Source organism: Paenibacillus sp. NPDC057886 (genome assembly GCF_042796655.1).
GTDB lineage: Bacteria > Bacillota > Bacilli > Paenibacillales > Paenibacillaceae > Paenibacillus.
The window spans coordinates 679,168-699,304 of record NZ_JBHVMZ010000002.1 but is presented as its reverse complement, the minus strand read 5'-3'; the positions used below and the strand labels follow the sequence as shown (position 1 = coordinate 699,304).

Annotated in this window: 21 protein-coding genes; 14 read left to right on the top strand and 7 right to left on the bottom strand. The window is 43.3% G+C overall.

Going from position 1 to position 20,137, the window contains the following annotated elements:
* Positions 1-128: 128 nt before the first annotated feature.
* Positions 129-788 (top strand): hypothetical protein, encoded by a 660-nt coding sequence (locus ACFVQB_RS10220; protein ID WP_379437815.1) that lies wholly within the window; start codon positions 129-131, stop codon positions 786-788.
* Between the two features lie 214 nt (positions 789-1,002).
* Here the strand turns inward: ACFVQB_RS10220 and ACFVQB_RS10215 are convergent, their stop codons facing one another.
* Positions 1,003-1,338 (bottom strand): helix-turn-helix domain-containing protein, encoded by a 336-nt coding sequence (locus tag ACFVQB_RS10215; protein WP_379437812.1) that lies wholly within the window; start codon positions 1,336-1,338, stop codon positions 1,003-1,005.
* A gap of 217 nt (positions 1,339-1,555) precedes the next feature.
* Here ACFVQB_RS10215 and ACFVQB_RS10210 point away from each other — a divergent pair, with 217 nt between their 5' ends.
* The 5 genes from ACFVQB_RS10210 (at position 1,556) to ACFVQB_RS10190 (ending at position 8,461) form a co-directional block, all read left to right on the top strand.
* Positions 1,556-2,359: a DNA-binding protein gene (locus tag ACFVQB_RS10210; protein WP_379437810.1), complete on the top strand. Its 804-nt coding sequence runs from the start codon at positions 1,556-1,558 to the stop codon at positions 2,357-2,359.
* Positions 2,360-2,538: 179 nt separating this feature from the next.
* Positions 2,539-3,678, top strand: coding sequence for a WXG100 family type VII secretion target (locus ACFVQB_RS10205; protein WP_379437807.1), 1,140 nt, complete (start codon positions 2,539-2,541; stop codon positions 3,676-3,678).
* Positions 3,679-4,095, top strand: a complete 417-nt coding sequence (locus ACFVQB_RS10200; RefSeq protein WP_379437805.1) for a contact-dependent growth inhibition system immunity protein — start codon at positions 3,679-3,681, stop codon at positions 4,093-4,095.
* A 358-nt stretch (positions 4,096-4,453) separates the two neighbouring features.
* Positions 4,454-5,959, top strand: coding sequence for a malate:quinone oxidoreductase (locus ACFVQB_RS10195; protein ID WP_379437802.1), 1,506 nt, complete (start codon positions 4,454-4,456; stop codon positions 5,957-5,959).
* Between the two features lie 402 nt (positions 5,960-6,361).
* Complete coding sequence (locus ACFVQB_RS10190) at positions 6,362-8,461, top strand: TerD family protein (RefSeq protein ID WP_379437800.1); 2,100 nt, start codon at positions 6,362-6,364, stop codon at positions 8,459-8,461.
* Between the two features lie 400 nt (positions 8,462-8,861).
* On the opposite strand, the gene ACFVQB_RS10185 is transcribed toward ACFVQB_RS10190, so the two are convergent.
* Together ACFVQB_RS10185 and ACFVQB_RS10180 are read right to left on the bottom strand one after the other, a co-directional pair.
* A complete protein-coding gene (locus tag ACFVQB_RS10185) occupies positions 8,862-9,596 on the bottom strand; it encodes a glycosyltransferase family 2 protein (protein WP_379437797.1) in 735 nt (244 codons plus the stop codon).
* A gap of 489 nt (positions 9,597-10,085) precedes the next feature.
* Positions 10,086-10,553: an anthrone oxygenase family protein gene (locus tag ACFVQB_RS10180; protein WP_379437795.1), complete on the bottom strand. Its 468-nt coding sequence runs from the start codon at positions 10,551-10,553 to the stop codon at positions 10,086-10,088.
* A 127-nt stretch (positions 10,554-10,680) separates the two neighbouring features.
* Here ACFVQB_RS10180 and ACFVQB_RS10175 point away from each other — a divergent pair, with 127 nt between their 5' ends.
* Complete coding sequence (locus tag ACFVQB_RS10175) at positions 10,681-11,211, top strand: GrpB family protein (RefSeq protein ID WP_379437792.1); 531 nt, start codon at positions 10,681-10,683, stop codon at positions 11,209-11,211.
* A gap of 104 nt (positions 11,212-11,315) precedes the next feature.
* Complete coding sequence (locus ACFVQB_RS10170) at positions 11,316-12,281, top strand: SMI1/KNR4 family protein (protein ID WP_379437789.1); 966 nt, start codon at positions 11,316-11,318, stop codon at positions 12,279-12,281.
* A gap of 140 nt (positions 12,282-12,421) precedes the next feature.
* Here ACFVQB_RS10170 and ACFVQB_RS10165 read toward each other — a convergent pair whose 3' ends face one another.
* A complete protein-coding gene (locus tag ACFVQB_RS10165) occupies positions 12,422-12,589 on the bottom strand; it encodes a winged helix-turn-helix transcriptional regulator (protein WP_379437786.1) in 168 nt (55 codons plus the stop codon).
* A 624-nt stretch (positions 12,590-13,213) separates the two neighbouring features.
* Between ACFVQB_RS10165 and ACFVQB_RS10160 the strand changes: the two genes are divergently transcribed.
* On the top strand, positions 13,214-13,948 hold the full coding sequence (locus ACFVQB_RS10160; protein ID WP_076287245.1) for an SDR family NAD(P)-dependent oxidoreductase: 735 nt from the start codon (positions 13,214-13,216) through the stop codon (positions 13,946-13,948).
* Between the two features lie 65 nt (positions 13,949-14,013).
* On the top strand, positions 14,014-14,433 hold the full coding sequence (locus ACFVQB_RS10155; RefSeq protein ID WP_379437782.1) for a MarR family winged helix-turn-helix transcriptional regulator: 420 nt from the start codon (positions 14,014-14,016) through the stop codon (positions 14,431-14,433).
* 82 nt (positions 14,434-14,515) lie between these two features.
* On the opposite strand, the gene ACFVQB_RS10150 is transcribed toward ACFVQB_RS10155, so the two are convergent.
* Positions 14,516-15,013, bottom strand: a complete 498-nt coding sequence (locus tag ACFVQB_RS10150) for a DinB family protein (RefSeq protein WP_379437780.1) — start codon at positions 15,011-15,013, stop codon at positions 14,516-14,518.
* 206 nt (positions 15,014-15,219) lie between these two features.
* Here ACFVQB_RS10150 and ACFVQB_RS10145 point away from each other — a divergent pair, with 206 nt between their 5' ends.
* Positions 15,220-16,539 carry a sensor histidine kinase gene (locus ACFVQB_RS10145; protein WP_379437777.1) on the top strand — a complete coding sequence of 440 codons (1,320 nt, stop codon included), beginning with the start codon at positions 15,220-15,222 and terminating at the stop codon, positions 16,537-16,539.
* A 37-nt stretch (positions 16,540-16,576) separates the two neighbouring features.
* On the opposite strand, the gene ACFVQB_RS10140 is transcribed toward ACFVQB_RS10145, so the two are convergent.
* Complete coding sequence (locus ACFVQB_RS10140; RefSeq protein WP_379437775.1) at positions 16,577-17,335, bottom strand: MBL fold metallo-hydrolase; 759 nt, start codon at positions 17,333-17,335, stop codon at positions 16,577-16,579.
* Positions 17,336-17,538: 203 nt separating this feature from the next.
* Between ACFVQB_RS10140 and ACFVQB_RS10135 the strand changes: the two genes are divergently transcribed.
* The gene (locus ACFVQB_RS10135; RefSeq protein ID WP_379437772.1) at positions 17,539-18,138 is read left to right on the top strand and encodes a TetR/AcrR family transcriptional regulator; all 600 of its coding nucleotides are present in this window, start codon (positions 17,539-17,541) and stop codon (positions 18,136-18,138) included.
* 25 nt (positions 18,139-18,163) lie between these two features.
* A complete protein-coding gene (locus ACFVQB_RS10130) occupies positions 18,164-18,532 on the top strand; it encodes a DUF4180 domain-containing protein (RefSeq protein ID WP_379437769.1) in 369 nt (122 codons plus the stop codon).
* A 244-nt stretch (positions 18,533-18,776) separates the two neighbouring features.
* On the opposite strand, the gene ACFVQB_RS10125 is transcribed toward ACFVQB_RS10130, so the two are convergent.
* Positions 18,777-19,379 carry a TetR/AcrR family transcriptional regulator gene (locus ACFVQB_RS10125; RefSeq protein WP_192271983.1) on the bottom strand — a complete coding sequence of 201 codons (603 nt, stop codon included), beginning with the start codon at positions 19,377-19,379 and terminating at the stop codon, positions 18,777-18,779.
* Between the two features lie 186 nt (positions 19,380-19,565).
* On the opposite strand from ACFVQB_RS10125, the gene ACFVQB_RS10120 reads away from it, so the two are divergent.
* Complete coding sequence (locus ACFVQB_RS10120) at positions 19,566-20,135, top strand: hypothetical protein (protein WP_379437764.1); 570 nt, start codon at positions 19,566-19,568, stop codon at positions 20,133-20,135.
* Positions 20,136-20,137 lie beyond the last annotated feature (2 nt).

Here is a 20,137-nt window from a genome sequence, read left to right as displayed (position 1 = left end):
CGTTACCTTTTAGTTGTAGAATATTTGTTGATAATGAAGTTTTAAGTAAGTTTTTTTATTTCATCCCTGAGTATTATGTTTGAACTTGCTATACAGAATACGAAAATTTATATGTAGGCGGGGTGTCTATGGAATGTTCTCATTGTTTTAGGGAAATTCGGAAGGATTTTACGGTTTGCCCATACTGTACACAACCTATTAGACAAATGAATCTTGGCAGTTCTATTGATGGAGGCAAGGACAATATTAATATAGGTTTTGGTATTAATAGTAGACAAGAGATCCACATAGAAAATCATAATTACCCTAAAGAAGATAAGTTAATAGTGGAATATAGTGATAGGATAGATAAGAGAGTTCCGGGAGGAGTAAATAGCTTCAAGAGAAAGTTTGATATTGCAGGTGTTATATCTATAATCTCAGCGGTTATAACAATAGCAGACTTTCTTTTTATGAAGTCAGACCTTTATTCAGTTCTATTAGTTATTACTTGTTGTACAAGTCTCTATGCACTCAATTCTTTATCTAAGCACAAGGAACTGCAGAAAAACTCTGTTGTATATAGAGAAAATCACGTTATTCTTTTTGAAAAAGATGGAGAAGTTTATAAAGTGAAAACGTATGGGATTTGCCCTGTTTGCCAGGGTAGAGTATATATTTATAATGATGATAGATTTAAAAGAAAGCTAGGCAAATGCGTAAATAATAATGATCATTTATATACTTATGATCATACTAACGACCTCGGTGTACCGTACGTATATGTGGATTTAATTCATTCGAAATAACCTGCATATTAACGGTACACTCAAATATTTCTCTTTCTTTTGTTATGAAGAAAATACTTGGAAAAAGATCTCTGTAGAGTCAGAGATTTTTTTGTTTTATTGGTTTTAATAGTATCTTAAAATAATCTATAGCATAACAATATAAAAAATGATAAGAGAGTTTAAAATGGTACCCTTTCCAGCAGACATTTAAATTAAATCTGTGGAAAGGAAACTATGATGAGTGAAAAGCTTTAGAGACTTCTCGTATTACATTTTTTAATATGGTTAGTTCTCCATTTTTCAGGTCAGATATTATAGCAATATATTCATGGACTGCTTTTTGTTGCTCATCATGATCCTCAATGAAAAACAGGTTTTGTGGCTCAATTTTAAGTGCTTCTACTATTTTCTCTAAAGTATCAATTGAAAAATTCCTTTCCCCTCGCTCTAATGATCCTATATATGCATCATCTAATCCTGAGAGTTCTGCAAGCTGCTGTTGTGTCAAGCTCTTTGCTTTCCGAATCGCTCTGATCCGTTCTCCAACCGAATTCCTTAATGTTGTCATATTATCCACCTCTCCTAAAGGTTAGGAGAGTATTGAATTAATTAGCAGAGACATAAAGGCGGTAAAAAATATTGAAAAAACTGCGATTAAGTACTATATTTATTTTATTGTACTACTTCTTTGGAGTTTATAAAAGGAAATCGAACAAAATGTTTTCTGTTACCGTAAAATTGGGTTGTTTTAATATCCCTAAACTTACATAGAAGGAGGAATTCCTTTGCGAACTTCTATCCTAAAATCACTCAAACCGGACATCATTGTGGAAATGTTGGACATGGCTGTTGCTTTTGAAAATTGGAGCAAAGTGATGGAGAGGGCGGACATGTTGTATCAATGTGTGCAGTGCATTCATGAAGAGCGACAGGAGCACCGTACCAAGGGATTACCTTTACCCTATATTCATACCGAGCGTCCGTTGATCTATTATCACGGATTCAGTCTCCAAATGCGTTGCATGGCTCACCAGAAGATGGGGCAGGTGGATCAAGCGCGGGCGTGTATCAACCGTTATGCAGAACTAGCATGGATGGAAGAGCTGGATGAGGAGGGAATGCAGGTAGTGCAGGAGTTTAGGCATCGAGCACAGGTGAATCGGTATGCGCTGGAGATTGAAGCGGGGCATGCAGAGCTGCTGGAGGAGTATGTGAATTTTCTGCTAGAGCATCCAGAGGAATGTATAGACGGTCTGAGAACGATTTTGGAGGCGGCGGTCCGGTATCGTTGGCAGATTGATCGAGTTTTACATATGTTTGCGAGTCAGGTTCAGGATGTCGGGAGAGAAATAGATTCTTCAAACAACGGCGATATGTACCATTACTGTTATCACCGGGCTTTATACGAACAATGCATGGGAAGGCAAAAGAAAGCGGTGGAGTTCATTTTGCAGGCACTCAGGTTAGCGGATGAGCTTGAGATGAATCGGTATTTCAAAAGGTGCATTGCGCTTTTGGAATCGTTGCGGGAAGACGCGACGGCAGGGCAAATTGGGCGTTATCGGGCTTTTTTGCAGGAGATAGGGTAAGTGGGTTATTTGCTGGTGATAAGTTCTCTGAGATGGGTAGATGCATATAGGACCATAGCACCGATGATGAGTACAGCTTATGTTTTAAAAAAATTCAAATCAGGATGTTAGCCGGATGGTTTGTATTCCATACTTCTGCTAACATAGGATAATCCCATTTTAAATGAGCGGAGAAACGTATGAGTACAATCAAAGTTACCCCTGAGCAGCTACATCACGTATCGAATCAAGTGGATCAGGCCAGACAACAGTTGGAGCATATACGGGGTGATCTGACTAGACAGATCATGTTCATTCAGATGATGTGGATGGGTGCGACGCAGGAGCGGTTTTTCTATGAGTTTGAGCAATCGCGCCCTATACTGGATAAAGCGCTGGAGAGTATGGTGAACACATCCAAAGATCTGAAGGATATCGCTACGCGCTTCCAGGATGCAGATGCTCAGCTGGTAAGTCTAGGTGGTGCAACTGAAGCTGTTGGGGTCATGGCTATGACAAAAAGATTAGCGGGCGATGCTGAGTCAGATGATAAGGGTTATCGTATGGCTTATAACTCCGCACTGCGAGCGTGGCTCCCTGTTAACGAGGATGGTGTTGCGGATCAGGCTGCTCTTCAGGCGTATGAGAAGGATCACGGACATCTGGATGTTAATCGCATGCAAGCTGTGAAGGTTGAACCGCCTGGGGAGGATATATTCACACTACAGATCAAGGCATTTCAGAATGGAATACATCCCTATACAGGAGAATCTGTCTCTCATTCTTATGCTCAAACCATGGTTACCTCTCTAAAATTTGCCCAAGTGTTTATGGCGATTCAGATGGTTCGTGGAAGCTTTCCAGGACGTTCAGGACCGTTTCGAACATCATCATCCGGTTTGGCAGCAAAAATTAAGAATAATATAAAGAAGGCTGAACCGAGTGCGAAGAAAATTGAGAAGTCAGAGGGAAAGGCAACTGAGGGAACGCCGAATGTTCCTATTGTCGAAGACCTTTCTAGAGCACAACAAAGAAACCTTACAACATTAGATAATATAATTGATAAGCATCTAACTGATATGGATTTTTCGGGAACGTTAAGAGATTTACAAGGGAATCCAGTACCAAATAAAAAAACAGGAGGATACTGGAACCATCTACAAGAGATGCAGGATTCGTATAAGGGATTAAGTAAAATAAAACGAGGATTAGAAGGTTCTTTACAAAACCCTAATCTGTCGACTTCTCTGAAAAGTACATTGCAAAATGCTTTGGACAAGGCCAACACAAATTTAAAGAAGATTGAGGATTTATTTGAACCATTTGGAGGAATAAAGTAAATGAACAAACCAATTAAAGAGATATACTCACTACAACAAAATATTCAGACCGAAGAATCTGAGTATCCTTTGGATCAGTGGTACAACAGACTTATCGATAAAACAATAGATGAGATAGAATTAGAAGATGTTAGTAGAATGCTAGCTCAAAATGTTTTTATGGATCTTGGTATAAAAAAAGCTTTGGAAATTCTAAAAGATGATCCACTTGCTGGGGAAATGTATGATGGTCATTTATTAAAAATACTCTACTCGATTGAATTAAATCAATTTGAAGATTTATCGCAGCTTGCATCTTTGCTCCAGGATATTAACAGAAACCTGTCTAATATTGATTGGGCTGATGAAGAGGATCAGGAAGAGTATACTGAATTATTGACTAATTTCATGAAAAAATTAGAACTTTATCAGGGATAACATTGGAGAGTAGCATCTTGATCTTTTTTTAGGACGAATTATTAAAGGCAAAGGTACCAGCATACTCACCTTTCAGAGACGATTCAGGCAAAGCAACCAGAATTGTCTCTTTTTATTGAACAAATTAATCTTTCAGCCCTATAACCGGGTTATCTATCTGACATAAACTAGCGTATACTGATGGAATAGCAAATATCTTCAAATTGCATATTTAAATTGACCCATATTATTGATACACTAGATCAAGGTTATATCATTCAGAGAAGGGGCGGGCCTGTTCAAGAATGGGGCTTGCTGCAATGCCAAATCGATAACGCTTACATCCTTTTGGCAAATATAGGATATAAGGACGGTAGACATGAGCCAGGGACAAACGAGTACAGATGTTATCTTGATTGGTGCCGGAATTATGAGTGCAACTTTGGGAACTTTGCTTAAACAATTGGCACCAGACTGGAATATTAAGGTTTTTGAGAAGCTCGCCAGTGCGGGGGAGGAAAGCTCCAACGAATGGAATAATGCCGGAACCGGGCATTCTGCATTGTGCGAACTTAACTATACCGTTGAACGACCAGACGGATCCGTAGATATTAGCAAAGCCATTAAGGTGAATGAGCATTTTCAAATCTCAAGGCAATTTTGGTCCTATCTCGTCAAAAGCAATCTGATTCGTAATCCGCGGGACTTCATTATGCCGCTTCCTCATTTGAGTTATGTACATGGAGAGCAGAATGTCCTGTTTCTAAAAAGACGCTTTGAAGCGTTAGCGAAACATCCGTTATTCGTTGGCATGGAATTCTCGGATAATAAGAAAAAACTGGCGGAATGGATTCCGCTGATGATGAAAAACCGCACGGGCAATGAACCGATTGCAGCCACCAAAATTGACTCCGGTACGGACGTTAACTTTGGTGCTTTAACGCGTATGCTAATGGAACACTTAAAGAAACAAAACGTGGATATCCACTACCAACATAGCGTGAAAAATATGAAACGCACAAGCAATGGATCTTGGGAATTAACAGTGAAAGATCTGGGCAGTGGTGCTGTTAAGCGCCATACTGCGAAATTTGTGTTTATCGGGGCAGGAGGCGGGAGCTTGCATTTGTTGCAAAAATCCGGCATTCCCGAAGGTAAACATATTGGCGGCTTCCCGGTTAGCGGCATCTTTATGGTGTGCAAAAATCCGAAAGTCGTGGAACAGCATCATGCCAAAGTATATGGAAAGGCTTCGGTGGGTGCTCCGCCAATGTCTGTTCCGCATTTGGATACCCGATTTATTGAGAATCAGAAGTCGTTGCTATTCGGACCGTTTGCCGGGTTCTCGCCAAAGTTCTTAAAGACGGGCTCCAATGCCGATCTGATTACGTCCGTGAAGTTACACAACTTGCTCACGATGCTCGCGGCAGGCGTCAAAGAAATTTCACTAACCAAATATCTGATCCAACAGCTCATGTTATCCAAGGAACAACGCATGGCCGAATTGCGTGACTTTGTTCCGGATGCCAAGAGCGAGGATTGGGATATGGTTCTGGCGGGCCAGCGCGTGCAAGTGATTAAAGACACGGCTCAAGGCGGCAAAGGAACGCTTCAATTCGGTACGGAGGTAGTCACTGCAGCGGATGGCTCGATTGCGGCACTGCTGGGTGCTTCACCGGGCGCTTCAACCGCGGTCCACGTGATGCTGGAGATCCTCCAGAAGTGCTTCCCGCAGCATATGGATGCGTGGGAACCAAAGATCAAGGAAATGGTTCCTTCCTATGGCGAATCGCTGGTTGACAATCTTAGTCTACTGAACCAGGTACACGCTTCAACCGCTCGGGTGCTTGGGCTGACTTCTGAGAAATCAGCTGTTCGGATGTAACGAGCTGTATGTAACCTGTTTACCATGCGTGTGATAAAGAGCTAAGCCGGCTAAAAACCGTGCTTAGCTCTTTTTTTATGTACCATCAGTTGTATGCCGTTCTTCAGTACTACTCGACACAAGTCAGAGAATTTCCCTTAATTTAACCAGTCGTAATACTTTCGCCCTGTTGGGAGATCGTGGAATCTGAGATGATGGGTTCATCAAAGGTTCGGGTCACGAACTTCGGACCTTTGGCCTTCAGGCTATGGCGATCCTTCCTTCTAACTTCATTGGCGAACTTAGGGTTGCCGCTTTCCTGAAGATCTCATTTCAGAGAGGAGGCGTCCAGGCTATCATATTCCTTCCTTCTACATCAGACCAAACCATTGTAGGGATATGGCTTTCCTGGACACTTTTATCATGAACAATACGATCTATTTGCGCAGAGCGAACAAACTCATTATTGAGCAACAACAAGGGGAGAAACAGCTGCCGAAGGTTTATCTGGCGACTGCCCTTAAAAATATAGAAGCGCTTGGATACACATTCTCGGATGAGTTGATGCAAGCTGTACGAACGTTATCCAAGGAACAGTTTGAAGCATTGGTTGTGCAGCTTGTGGCTGATCTGAGAACCATGGTCGGCGCACATGTGGACTACAAACCGATGTACCCTGGCTTTCCGGCGCAGGTGATGGAGGAAGATGAGGTGGAGCTTTACCTGAATGCCATCCTTCATTATCTAACCTTGGTATATCCAAATCGTGAACCCGTGGAAAGAGTACCTTTGCTGGATAAAGTAAACCTGAAAGTCATTGGCCTCGGCAACAAGGCAGGCTTTCAGACGCTCATCCGCCAACTAATTGAAGCGAAGGGCTCCATCTCGGAGACAGACAAAGCAGATATCGATACGGTGCTGGAGCATGCGGAACCGGATGAAGTAGATGCGCTGTTGCCAGCCGAGATTCCTTTTAAGGAAAATGTGGGGTTCGTGGTAGCTTCGTTATTAAAGTATGAAAAGGCCAATATGGACCGAATCGGCCCGTATTTCAGAACGGCAACGGATGTCCTTCGTCTTGCTGTGGCCTGGTCGGATGGCGATGTCAGCCTGGCTGTAGCTTCGCCTTTCCGTAAATTCAAGCGGCGTGAGAGACGCCTGCTGCTCGGTCTCCTGGAGCAATGCGGTTCGATTGCGGAAGATATGCTCCGATACAAGGATCGCTGGATTCGTCTGGGCGAAATTTTGCATCCCTCGGAGTATAAGCTGCGGTACCCGCGATGCGAGGAAGCTTTTGATATTTTGCGTAATAACAAGCCGTTTACGACCTTTAACGGGAGTGTGGAGCTTGCTTTCCAATACCAGAATGTGTGGAGTCTAGTGGAGCTGTTGAAGCAGCGCCCTGGTGAATTTGCGAGAAGATTGGATCACCTGTTGCGCTCTACCGCGGATAAGGAATATGTATTACAGGCGTTCGGAGAAATTCTGGAGCAAGTATCGACCCCGGTATTGTTGCAGGTGAAGCAGCATTTTGCCCAGCGTAATGAGCCGCAGGATCTGCGAGTATTTTTCCCGAAAGGTAATGTAGCGAAGGCTTTCGCTATTCCGAATCAGCTTCCAGAGATGGACGATGACACTTGTCGTGACGTCGTGCAGATGTGTGAACAGGCGCTGGTGCAGCGTTTCGCTGCTCTTCCTTCACTAGGGAAGACGTATGTCGATCCGCAACTCCATGATTATCTGGTACCCTTTTCTCAAAGATCGGCGAGCAAGGCTCTTCATACGATTGTTCGGGGAAGCCGGGTGCCGATGGCGGAGGGAGACACGATTCGTTTCTTCAACTGGTGGAAGGAAGGGACTGTGAATGGTCAAGCAACGGGGCGCGTGGACATCGATCTGTCTGCGGTGATGTACGACGAGAACTGGAACTATGTGGAGCATATCTCCTATACGAATCTGCGCTCATCCAAGTACAAGGCCGTTCACAGCGGGGATATCGTAACAGCGCCTTATGGTGCGAGCGAGTTCATTGACCTGCATATTCCGTCGATTGTTGATTATGGCGGACGTTATGTGGTGGCGAGTCTGCTTTCCTTTACGAGTCATCCGTATTGCGATTTGCCGGAATGCTTTGTGGGCTGGATGATGCGGAAGAAGCCGGGTTCTGGCGAGATCTTCGAGCCGTCCACGGTCGCTAACAAGATCGATATCACGGCAGATACGCAGATCGCGATTCCCGTCATTATGGATCTGGTGGAGCGTACGGTCATCTGGACGGATCTGGCGCTAACCAGACACCCGGATTATTACAATAATGTCGAGGGCAATCAAAAAGGGATGGTCCTGATGGGCAAAGCCCTGACCGCATTGCGTAAGCCGAATCTCTACGACTTGTTCACACTCCATGCCAAGGCCCGAGGTGAACTGGTGGATACGTTGGATCAGGCCGATACGATCTATTCGGTGGAGCAAGGAATTACCCCGTTTGATATCGAGCAGATAATGGCGGAGTATTTGGCTTAAGTCCATCACATGTGAATACCGGGTCGAGCACAGAGAAGAGCAGCGGAATGCTGCTCTTTTTTGAGATTCAATCTGCCGTTAACAGAATCATCGACCTTTATCGCTTACGATCCACGTATGATCTTTGGAGTCCCTTCTACGAATCGCAAGGAAGTTGGCTGTACCTCCTGAATATATCGTATAGCCCTTTGCCAGGCTGTCCGAACAAAACGTCACGCATTCTCTCCGATGGGCTCGTTCCCTACAATATCTGCGTTGGTCTTTAACAGGGTATGCACGCTATTCGTTAAATAGAGAGGAGCATAATAATCATCGTCATCAAATTTAGCAATGAGATTGTAATTAGATAATGAAGCTCCCTAATTCAGGCAATGGCCAAGCGATACTTGTTCCGGTTCATTCATACGCCCATTGGCTTTTTCTGCACATATCTCTTGTAATTCGTAACAGAAGGTATTTTTCGGCTTTGAGAGATGAGTTCTTTGTCGCTAATGATCCATGTATGGTTGGATGAGTTTTTCCTGCGTATCGCGACAAAATTACTTTTTCCAGCAGAATAAACGCGGTACCCTTTTCGTTTGCTTCTAATGCAAAAAAGATCATCCTCGCCGACGCTTTGATTTGGGAAAGGCACTTTGTTTACTACCTTGCGTTTAAAAACAAGCGTTGCGCCAGGGATTAGAGTCACATGTCGATGTTCATCATGTGGAAAACGAAGGATAAACGTCCTTGATCCACGTAAATACATGTAATGAGCCCGCTTGCCAATGACATCGGCTTTGGTTCTTTGGAAGGTCCGCAAGCTTTCCGCCAAATAGTAGGGAGCGTAGTAATCATCATCATCAAACTTGGCAATATAGTTGTATTTCGTTTTCTTGATCGCGTAATTTAGACAGGCACCTAGGGAGGTACGTTCCGGAAGACGATAAACGTGTACGTTTGGAAATTTTTTCGCTAAACTTAGATAAGGCGTAAGGGGGATGTTATTGTTGTTGACAATAATGATAAGTTCTTTCTTGGCGTGGATCTGTCGGCTGTAGTTCTTAAACAGGTTTCTTATATAGCTTTGGCGTTTCGTGCAGGCAATAATAGAAACTCCCTGCTTTTTGATAGAGCTTTTTGGCATGACTCCCATGTTGACCGCTCCCCTTATCCGTTATGATCAAAACTATCTCTCTTCAAAATATGTGAACGGCAAATAAGAGGAACGGCATATCTATAAAATGGAGAATTCGCACAGAACGATTAAAGAACAGCGGATTTTATAAACTGAAATTTTTCATTACGCCTGAAGAGCTCAAAAGTCTACTAGCCCTTTTCGAGCAGAAACAGGCGCAATTTATCAGACCTAACCATGCGCAGACCAAGTATGATTATGATCAGGTATTTAAAGCGTATAGCCGATTTTATCAATATTATGCTGGACCAGGGGAAGTCCGGCTTTTTCATGAAAAACGAGGGTATCAGCTTCCCGTATCTTGGGCAATGGGCCAAAGATGAAGCAAAAACCCTCTGTCCGGGTTAGCAAAGAAGCTATGAATGATATGAGGGAGTCCTGGATTTTCAATAAGTATTCACTTGTTATGAATACCATACCAAATAAGAACAGGCGACAAGGGCCGCTTTAATTCCCAACTAACTGCAGTGCCACTGCCGTCAGGAAGAACACAAAAGCCAGAATTGCCGCCGAAGAACGAACCACATCTAATTGCTCCCATCGTCTCACTAACTGCTTCCAATTGCTTGGTGGTGCATCGGGATTCCAGGCGAGCGCGCCTTTGTTAATAGGCACAGTACCGATAAGCGTAGTCAAAATAAAGATGAGTAAAGCAAGAACGCCTGCCCAGTGGAAGCCAAATCCGGGTTCAGAATCGTTCATAATGAGTACTGCGACCCCTGTAATGGCTGTGGGTAGAAAGATGACAGGTACCAGTAAACGCAATTTCAGTATTAGTGCTTGTCGAACCCGAATCTGCGAAGGTTCATCCAGCTTAGCCAGGGATACATGCACTCCATACCGTACCACAAACTCTTCACCAGCCAGGATGCCGGCTAGAAAGACACTTACAAACTCAATAATAATCTGATACATAAGGAATATCCTCCTCGTGAATGTTGACGACTGTAGTTGAAGTACTGTTTAACGGTAATACACAATTGTGAATTCAACATGAACGAGGGGCGATAGTGAATACCATGGATTTAGGGAGGGTATCATCATGGCCGAAAAAACAACTACTATTGAGGTCGTTCCATACGACCCGCAATGGAAATTCGCTTTTGAACAGATAAAAGAGATGATAATCAGATACATTGGTGACTTGATTCTAAGAGTAGAGCATGTGGGCAGTACATCGGTTGAGGGTTTATCAGCTAAACCCGTTATTGACCTGGATGTTGTCATTGATAGCTATGATGTACTCCCAGAGATTATTAAGCGGTTGGCAAAACACGGATACGAATACCAAGGGAATATTGGCATTGAAGGAAGAGAAGCCTTTCAAAGGACGTTTCAAGATGAACATATGAAGTATCATTTATATGTTTGTCCTAAGGATGGAAAAGGATATCTGGAACATATCGCGTTAAGAGACTATTTAAGAGATAATGAGACGGCACGCAATGAATACCAACAATTAAAAATCAGGCTAGCGGAGCAGTATCGATCCGATATCGATCGTTATTGTGACAATAAAACCGCGTTCGTCACAAGGATATTAAAAGAGACACTCTATCGTCCCGAAAGTTGAACATCTCATCTGCGGGGCTAAGTTGGTGACAATCGCCTTTTTTGGAGTGGGCAGCACCTAAATGATATAATTTCTACAACGAATAAGAGAGGGAGGCAAGATCAATGAATGATGAACTCTTGGAGCGGCTAGAGACTTGGCATGAACAGGATGAATATGAAGAGATTGTGGATGCGATTACACAGGTTCCGGAGGAGGAGCGGGATTATATTCTGGTCAACCATCTGGGTAGAGCGCTGAATAATATGGAGCGTTACCAGGAGGCTGTGGAGCAATTCCTGTCGGTTGAAGCAGAGGGACAAAATGACCCGCTTTGGCATTACCGCATTGGTCTGGCGTATTATTATTTGGAGCAATATGAGAACGCGCGCGAAGCTTTCGAAGCAGCGGACCGATTAGAGCCGGGAGATGAGGATACACAGGAGTTCCTGGAATGGATTCGGAATAAAACAGCAGACGAGCTCACAGAGGAAGCGGTAGAGGAGCCGGTGGATACGGTCCACTCTGTTACTGGAATCACCATCGAAGCGGCACCTGGTATACATCCGGAATCGACGAGCTTTTGGAATGACAGTCCAGCAAACGTCGATCAATATGTATTGTCCCCCCCTACCGATGAGCAAATTGAAGCAGTGGAGGAGCAGCTGGTGTTCAAGCTGCCGACATTCTATGTGAACATGATGAAACTACATAATGGTGGTGTCCCCCACTATCGTTATTTTCCGGTTAGCCAGGCGGAGAGTGATGAGAAGATTCATATTGAAATTCTGAATATCTTGGGTGTTGGACGGGAGAAGGCACATTCATTGTGTGGAGAAGCGGGAAGCCGGGTGATTATCGAGCAGGGGGGTTACCCCGAGATTGGTGTCGTTCTGTGTGAGTGTCCGTCTGATTCGGAGGTCGTGATGCTGGATTATCGTGAATCCGGCAATGCCGGTGAACCCGAGGTTGTTCATGTGAATAAAGCAGAAGGCTACAAGATCACTTGGCTCGCGCCCAATGTTGAGACCTTTATTCAAGGTCTGGTGAATGAGGAAAATCAACCTGCAAACCTTGAAGGTTCACTGTAAAGAAGGTTAAAGCTTCCTGTTATATAAAATATTGAAGAAGCTGTATCCGTCACAAAGGGGTGCAGCTTTTTTAGTTGAAAACTTCCCATTTCATGTGGTAGAAGAAGCGCGTAATGTTGATGTTGGGATCACAGTTTTGTTTAGCTGTGTTCAGGCAGCTCTGTCGTCGAATTTTCCCCATAAAGCTCGTTCAGATGAGCGATGTGGCCCTCGCCCCAGTCATTCATGGCCTGTAATAAAGGGGTCATTCGTTGACCGTACTCCGTGATGGAGTACTCGACTTTGGGAGGAATCTGCTGATAGATCATCGACTTTTCACTCAAACCACAGTATTTATGACCAGCCCTTCTTTTCAAAGTGAAATTATTGATGCACAGTACCGTAGGAAATATCCAAGCTGGGGCGACCCAGAGCTTGCCATGACTATAACCTTGCGCGGAAAGGATATATCTGCTTACCAGTTTACTTGTAAGCCAGACAAATCCGAATCCGATTCTGGTGACGCGACATATGCTCAGTGGTACGTTCAGACACCGGATGATACTGTGGGCGAGCCTTATCCTGACTCTGGGATGGAGAATGAAAGGTGACATTATCAAAATTTTCAGAAAACATGAATCAATAAATTGATTAAGGGACTTGATGCTATACAGCCCTCAAATCCATGAGGGCTGAATTTTTTGTCAAACACTGCGCTTGCTTCGCTAAAGATATCCAAAATAAGGATACAGGGCCGTATACATTGCAGAAAGACAATTCCTCTGCTATTATTTAGATATCTAATATTTAGTTATCTAAATATTAGATTGGTTATTTATTTATTTTCGGTTTCTTTATGAAAGGAGCTTGAGAACATGGGAGATTCGGTTCGGGTTGCCTACGGTGCCTCAAAAGCAGCGTCGTATAAATAAAATACGTTAGGAGCGTTTTATATGGGAAGATTAGATAATAAAGTAGCCATCATTACTGGAGGGGCCTCAGGAATTGGGGAAGGTATGGTGGATCTCTTTGCAAAGGAAGGCGCTATCGTTATTGCCGCAGACATTAATGAAGAAGCACTGGAGAAAGCAAGCCAAAAAGAGAATGTGTACGGAATGAAGTTGAATGTTTCCTCGGATGAAGATTGGGAGATATTAGCGAAAGTAGTGAACGAACGTTTTGGCAAAATTGATATTCTGGTCAACAATGCAGGCATTTCTTCAGAGAAGCCATTTGAGGAAATCAATGCACAGGATTGGCAGAAGATGCTCTCCATTAATGGTTTTGGCCCATTTGCTGGTATGAAACATGTAGCTCCGTATATGGCAGCACAAAAGAAGGGCTCCATCGTCAATATCTCTTCATACACCGCATTGATTGGACAAGGCTTTAACCACTATTCAGCATCCAAAGGCGCGGTACGCGCATTATCCAAAGCGGCGGCAACAACTTTTGGTCGTCAGGGTGTTCGGGTAAATGCTCTCTTCCCTGGGATCATCGAAACACCAATGACTCAAGCCTTGAACACATCGAAGGAACTGCTTGACCGACTCGTTCAGGCAACGCCTTTGCAACGTCTGGGGCAGGCTATCGATATTGCCAACGCTGCATTGTTCCTGGCATCGGATGATTCTTCGTACATTACAGGATCTGAGCTGGTTATCGATGGTGGATACTCAGCCCAATAGCGTGTAAAATGATGACAGCCCTTAAGTTAATTAGGGCTGTTGTTTATTTTTACGAGGAGGATCACATGGAAGAACAGAATATTTTTGAGCTCATACACAACATGGATAATTTCACCAATAAATTAATTATACAATGGAACAAATCTTTCAATGAGGACCTCGGCGTCTCTCATGTGCTTGTACTCAGTCACCTGAACCAGCATGGAAAAAGCCGACCTTCGGATATTGCGAAAATTCTGGGTTTAACCCCGCCTACGCTCAGTTATTTATCGGACAAGCTGGTAGCCAAGGAATTAGCGGTCAGAATGGTAGATGAAGCTGACCGTCGCATTATTTACCTGAACATTACCGGCAAAGGAACCGAAGTCCTTGAAAGAGCAATTTTGGAGGGGCAGAAGTTACGCAAGAAATTATTCCAGAAATTAACGCAAGAGGAACGGGCTCAATTAGTAAATATTTTTGAGAAGATGAATCGGGAAGATTGAAAAATAGCCTGAACCTTTAACTTAAAGGAAGCAGGCTATTTTTTGTGTGATGGTACAAACTATTCAGGAAAACTTCCGTTCATTAGGCAGGGAATCCGCCTCCTGGTGGCGGCCATGCACCGTAGAAACGGCGCAGCAGCACAATCTCACCCAGATGGTACGAGTTATGAGATGCGATGTTGCGCAGAAGTCCGGCTTTGGTTTCGCCTGGGAAATACGGCAGTGGGTCATCCAACTGAACCGTTTCGGCAATCATTACCGCTCGATCCACCCCATTCAGGAATGCCTGAACATCCGCCTCCCACGCAGCTTCATCCTGAGGGCCCGTCTCTTCTGGCCAGCTCTCCATCACATTCGCTGGAAGCTGCGGCTTTCTTCCTTCCAAATGCTCCAACATGAATTGTTGCCAGTAATGCATATGTTTCACCAATTGATAGATACTGTATGGCATATGTTCATGTTTGCGACTAGCTAGTTCTACGCTAATGTCCGGTAGAGCGCGTGCGATACGAATATGTCCGCGTTCTCCGACTAGTGATTTGACCAGAGCTTGTCCGAATAGTTGATTGGCATCCGACATGCGAAATCATCCTCTCTTTGTTCATCTGATTGAGCTAATGGATATGTAATTAATAGTATACAATTAAATTTGATAAAATTAAAATAGCATCACTATTTTCAGACGCAGGATTTCTAATGGATTCTTCATATGTTAGTATGTTTAAAATCAGAAGCGCGAATGAACCGGTGGCGCTTAATCGGGGTTATGGTGGGTGGAATATGATCATGCGCAGTTGGGTTCGAAACGAAAATGTACAAATGTTTGCTGTTGCTCTTGCTACAGCTGTGGGAGCGCTTTTTAAAATAAATCCTTTTCAAGAAGATTACTTCCGGATCGGTCTAGGGGTAAGTATACTTTTATTTTTGCTGATGATTATGCCGCATCTATCCTATGTGAAGACGGGGATTTTGGCGGGGATTGCGAACTTCATTTTTCAGTCGGCTGATCTACTGAATCATGTGAATTCGATCTCGATTATCGAAAGTATGCAGGATAATCTGGGCGCGGGAATGTATTATGTCGTGTTCACCTATGGCCTCAGCCAGTTCAAGAACAAATTCCATGAGATACCGCCTCTTCTGCTAGGTGGATTAATTACGTGCATTGATTTTTCATCTAATCTCGTGGAGCTATTCATTCGCGGTGTGTTGAGTGGAACAAATATCTTTTATATGAAAGAATGGCTTTATCTGCTGGTACTCGGTGGTCTGCGAAGTTACTTTATCATCGGGCTGTATAACAGCTTTGCGGTGAGGCAGATGCGATTGCTGCATGCTGAGCAGGAGAAGCGGATGGAGCAGATGCTGAGCGTTAACTCAGGTCTGTACGGTGAAGTCTTTTATCTGAAAAAAGCCATGAATACGATTGAAGGTATTACCGTAGACAGCTACGACCTTTATCGGGATCTCAGAGAGCAGGACTTGAACCAATATAGCCAGCGGACGCTCGGCATCGCCCAACAGATTCATGAGGTCAAGAAGGACTCTCAACGTATCCTTGCAGGTTTGTTGAAATTATACGATAGCGAAAAATCAGTCAATATGAGCCTTTCCGAGGTACTGAACTTTGCGACCAAAGGAAATCGAAAATATAGTGAAATGCTGAATAAGAAGATTGAGATCCACATCGAGCAACAATATGATTGCGACTCCCCTTACTACATTCCTCTCTTAACTGTGATGAACAATCTGATCGCCAATGCTGTGGAAGCCATTGAAAAAGACGGAACAATTCAGATTCGAGTATTGGAAGAGGGAGTGAATGTGCAATTTGTGGTCATCGATTCTGGAAAAGGTGTACCTGAGGCCAAGCGGGATGTGATCTTCGAACCCGGCTATACGACCAAATTCAATGAAGTGGGCATTGCAGCAACTGGAATTGGCCTGTCCCATGTACGTGATATCGTTCAGTCCCTGGAAGGCCGTATTGCGGTGGAATCTGCTACCCAAGGTGGGAAGGGTTCGGCATTTGTTGTATCGATTCCAAAAGCTAATCTAATCAAAGAGGTAGGGGGCGATGACACCTTCTATCAAGATCGTGGATGATGGAGATAGGGCTTTATTTTGTACCTTTTTTTATATTTCAAAAGTAGATGTACTCCCCATCCTCGGGAATCACGACTGAATCTAATAACTGCTGCTGTTCTATGTACTGTAATAGATCCTTTCTTGATGAAGTACAATGTCGGATGGCATCCATATGTACGGCGGCAACTTTTGTGGAAGGTGAAATCTTCAGGATTGTAGCGATATCCTCGGGTATCATTGTAATGACAGAACGAAATAACAGTTGAGCATTTGGTGCATTGACGATGCATAACTGAGGTTTGTGCTGCTCGAACACTTGCTTAATCTGATCAGTAAGGACACAATCACCCACAATATACAACGATCCGTCGTCAGGTGTGTTCAGGATGAACCCGGATACGGGGCCAAGCAGCTTGGATATGTTTCCTCTCGCATGCTGACCAGGAATTCTTGTAAAATCTATACCCTGCCAGTGTCTGAACTGCTCAATAGGAATTACATTCTCAAACCCCCACGATATAATGCGTTGTTGATCCTCCGGCTGGCACAGTACAGGTATCTTTTTATTGAGTATCTTCTTTGCCGTTTTGTCAAAGTGGTCAACATGCAAATGTGTAACCAGTACTGCATCAATGTGTTCGAAAGTTTCCAGTCGCACAGGTAGTGGGACCGTAGGGTTTCTACGAATATGGCTTGTGAAGGGGATAGGCGGAAGTTCTCCCGCATCACTTAACATTGGATCGAGCAGAATCGTTTTCCCTTGTATGGTGATCAGGGAGGTAGCATGGCGGATATGTTGAATGGTTAGCGTCATGGCGAAAATTCTCCTTAGATGGAACGTGTATTTGTTAAAATAATACCGACCGGTCTGTTTTAAAATAACATAAATCATACTCCTCATGCAATATCCTTGAATTTCCGTTTTCATGTACACCATACGTATGAATACGTGCTTGTATTAAGCCATAGGCGTATGATATTTTAAGACCAATCGGTATGAATGGAAAAGGAGGGAGCATGTTGCGCAAAGGCCAAATCACCAAAGAGCATATTATTCGTGAGTCGGCAGCACTTTTTAACACCAAGGGATATACCGGTGCCTCCCTATCTGAAATTATAGAACGTTGCGGTATTCGCAAGGGCGGAATTTATAATCATTTTGAAAGTAAAGATGAGATAGCACTGGCTGCTTTTGATTACTCGGTATCACAGATGCAGCAATTTCACTCACAGGCTCTTGAAGGCGTCACAAGTTCCAAAGACAAACTACTCGCCATATGCGGTGTTTATATTGATATGATGGAAAACAATACGCTGGAAGGGGGATGCCCCCTATTAAATACAGCGGTTGAAAGTGATGATGCACACCCTTTGCTGAAAGAAAGGGCTCAGCATGCCATGAAAAATCTGTTGAATGAGCTGACACAGGTCCTTATTCAGGGTATGGAGCAGAAGGAATTCAGAGCAGATATTGCACTGGAGGAATTGAGCAGCAACATCATCGCCATTATCGAAGGGGGCGTTATGCTAAGCAAGCTGTATGAAGATAGCAAGTATATCCGGCATGCCGTACATCATATCACTCAATTTATGGATGACCGGATATTAATCCAATAATTTAATAAGGGAAAGGTGAAATAAAATGAATATAACTATTGATCAACAGGGCAGCTCCAAGGTTGCTATCATCGAAAGCAATGACATTGTTATTAACAATACTCAAGATGCATTGGATTTGATGGCCACTGTGAATTACACGGATGATGCTCATAAAATCCTGATTGATAAATCGAACCTCACCGAAGAGTTCTTCGAGTTGAAGACCAAACTTGCAGGTGACATTCTGCAGAAATACGTGAATTACCAGGTGAAACTGGCTATAGTCGGTGATTTTGACGGATACAACAGCAAAAGTCTCAGAGACTTCATCTATGAGTGCAACCATGGCAATCATGTTTTCTTTTTGAAAAACAAAGAGGAAGCGCTTCAGGCCTTACATAACATCGAGTAATTCCACATTCAGAGTGGTAAGCCTTCGAACGTCATTGGAAGCACGCTGCGGACCGCACTCCCCGTCCAAAACAACGTTAAGGGGGCCAGATGTCCTGTTGTTCTGCTGTGTATCTTGAGATTTTCCACATCAGATAACGCATACATCTGATGTGGAATTCGCCTTCACGATACATTCCTCCCGCAAGCTTGGTTTTCAGTTCGAAGAACTCTTCGGTAAAACATTTTTTTCATCATCCGATCTGCTACTCCTGCTTGTTCCTCTGCCCAACCAGACCATAAAAGAACAAATCCATTAGTTGATCCATATTTTGAGTCACGGCCTCTTGATTCGACGCTTTCCAATAACGACCCAGCTCATTTTTATACATTGTGAAGTACATCGTTATCATCTCAACCGTTTGATCTCTTTGAATATACCCCTCTTGCTTTCCCATTGCCACAAACCTCATATAAAATTGCATGATTTTCTGCTCGGTGTAACTTTCCATTAACTCTACCAAGCCACTCATCTCAGGGGATGGCGTTTTCTGAAACTCATCCGATATCATTTTTAGATTTTTGGCCTCCATCATCATGATTTCCTTGGTTTTCTCGGGGAAAGAGAGCTCTGAATCAAGAATGTTTTCGTATTGCTCCAACTGCTTGTCCATCCAGTTCATAAGCATATCGGAATAGAGCTGCTCTTTGGTTCTGAAGTAGTTATAAATGGTCGCAGGGGAAACCTTTGCATGTTGAGCGATTTCATTGACACTAACCTTCTGAAAGCCGAATTTTGAAAATAATTGAAAGGACACACTGTATATTTGCTCGATCTTTTTCTGTTTCCGTCGTTCATAGCCGTTCATCTTCTCCACCTCAAATGTAGTGTAGCTCAAGTTTTAGAGTAATTCAATATAATAAGTATAAATCTGTTGAAATCCTGATGTGATGTAGTTATAATGTTTTTGTAGTCATTTACTATATATAGTACATAACTTCATTTGCTTAGAAATGCATTTTAAAACATTCAATTAGGATAGGAGTGTATTTACATGAAACAAATACGGATTCCCACATTTCTGCATGATGTTTTTGGTGAGAAACAGAGCATTGCATCCCTATTAGCCGTACTGCTCTTTGGTGGTCTCCTGACCACAACGATGGGCCTGATTTTCCCGGAACTTACAGGAAATTTGCCAGTTTGGCGCATCGTTCTGGCGTTATTGCTCATTTTTGATATATTCTCCGGTTGTATAGCCAACTTCTCACCTTCAACCAGCAATTTTTACGCTGCACGCAAAACCAATCGCATCGTATTCATTGCAATACATTTTCATATCGTGATTGTTGCGTTTCTATTGAATACGGATATTGGGTATGTAATAGGAATCTGGGCTTATACCATTCTGGGAGCATTTATCGTAAATTCCCTTATGGGTAAGCAATCACAACGATTTGTTGCAGGTTTGCTCCTATCGATCGGCCTGGGTTGTATGCCCATGCTGCCAGATATGAAGCCGTATATGCTGATTACCTGTTCATTATTTATGCTTAAGGTGTTATTCAGCTTCGCCGTCGATCATTATGGCAGAACAACAAACAGCCTCGGTGAAGAAACATGAGC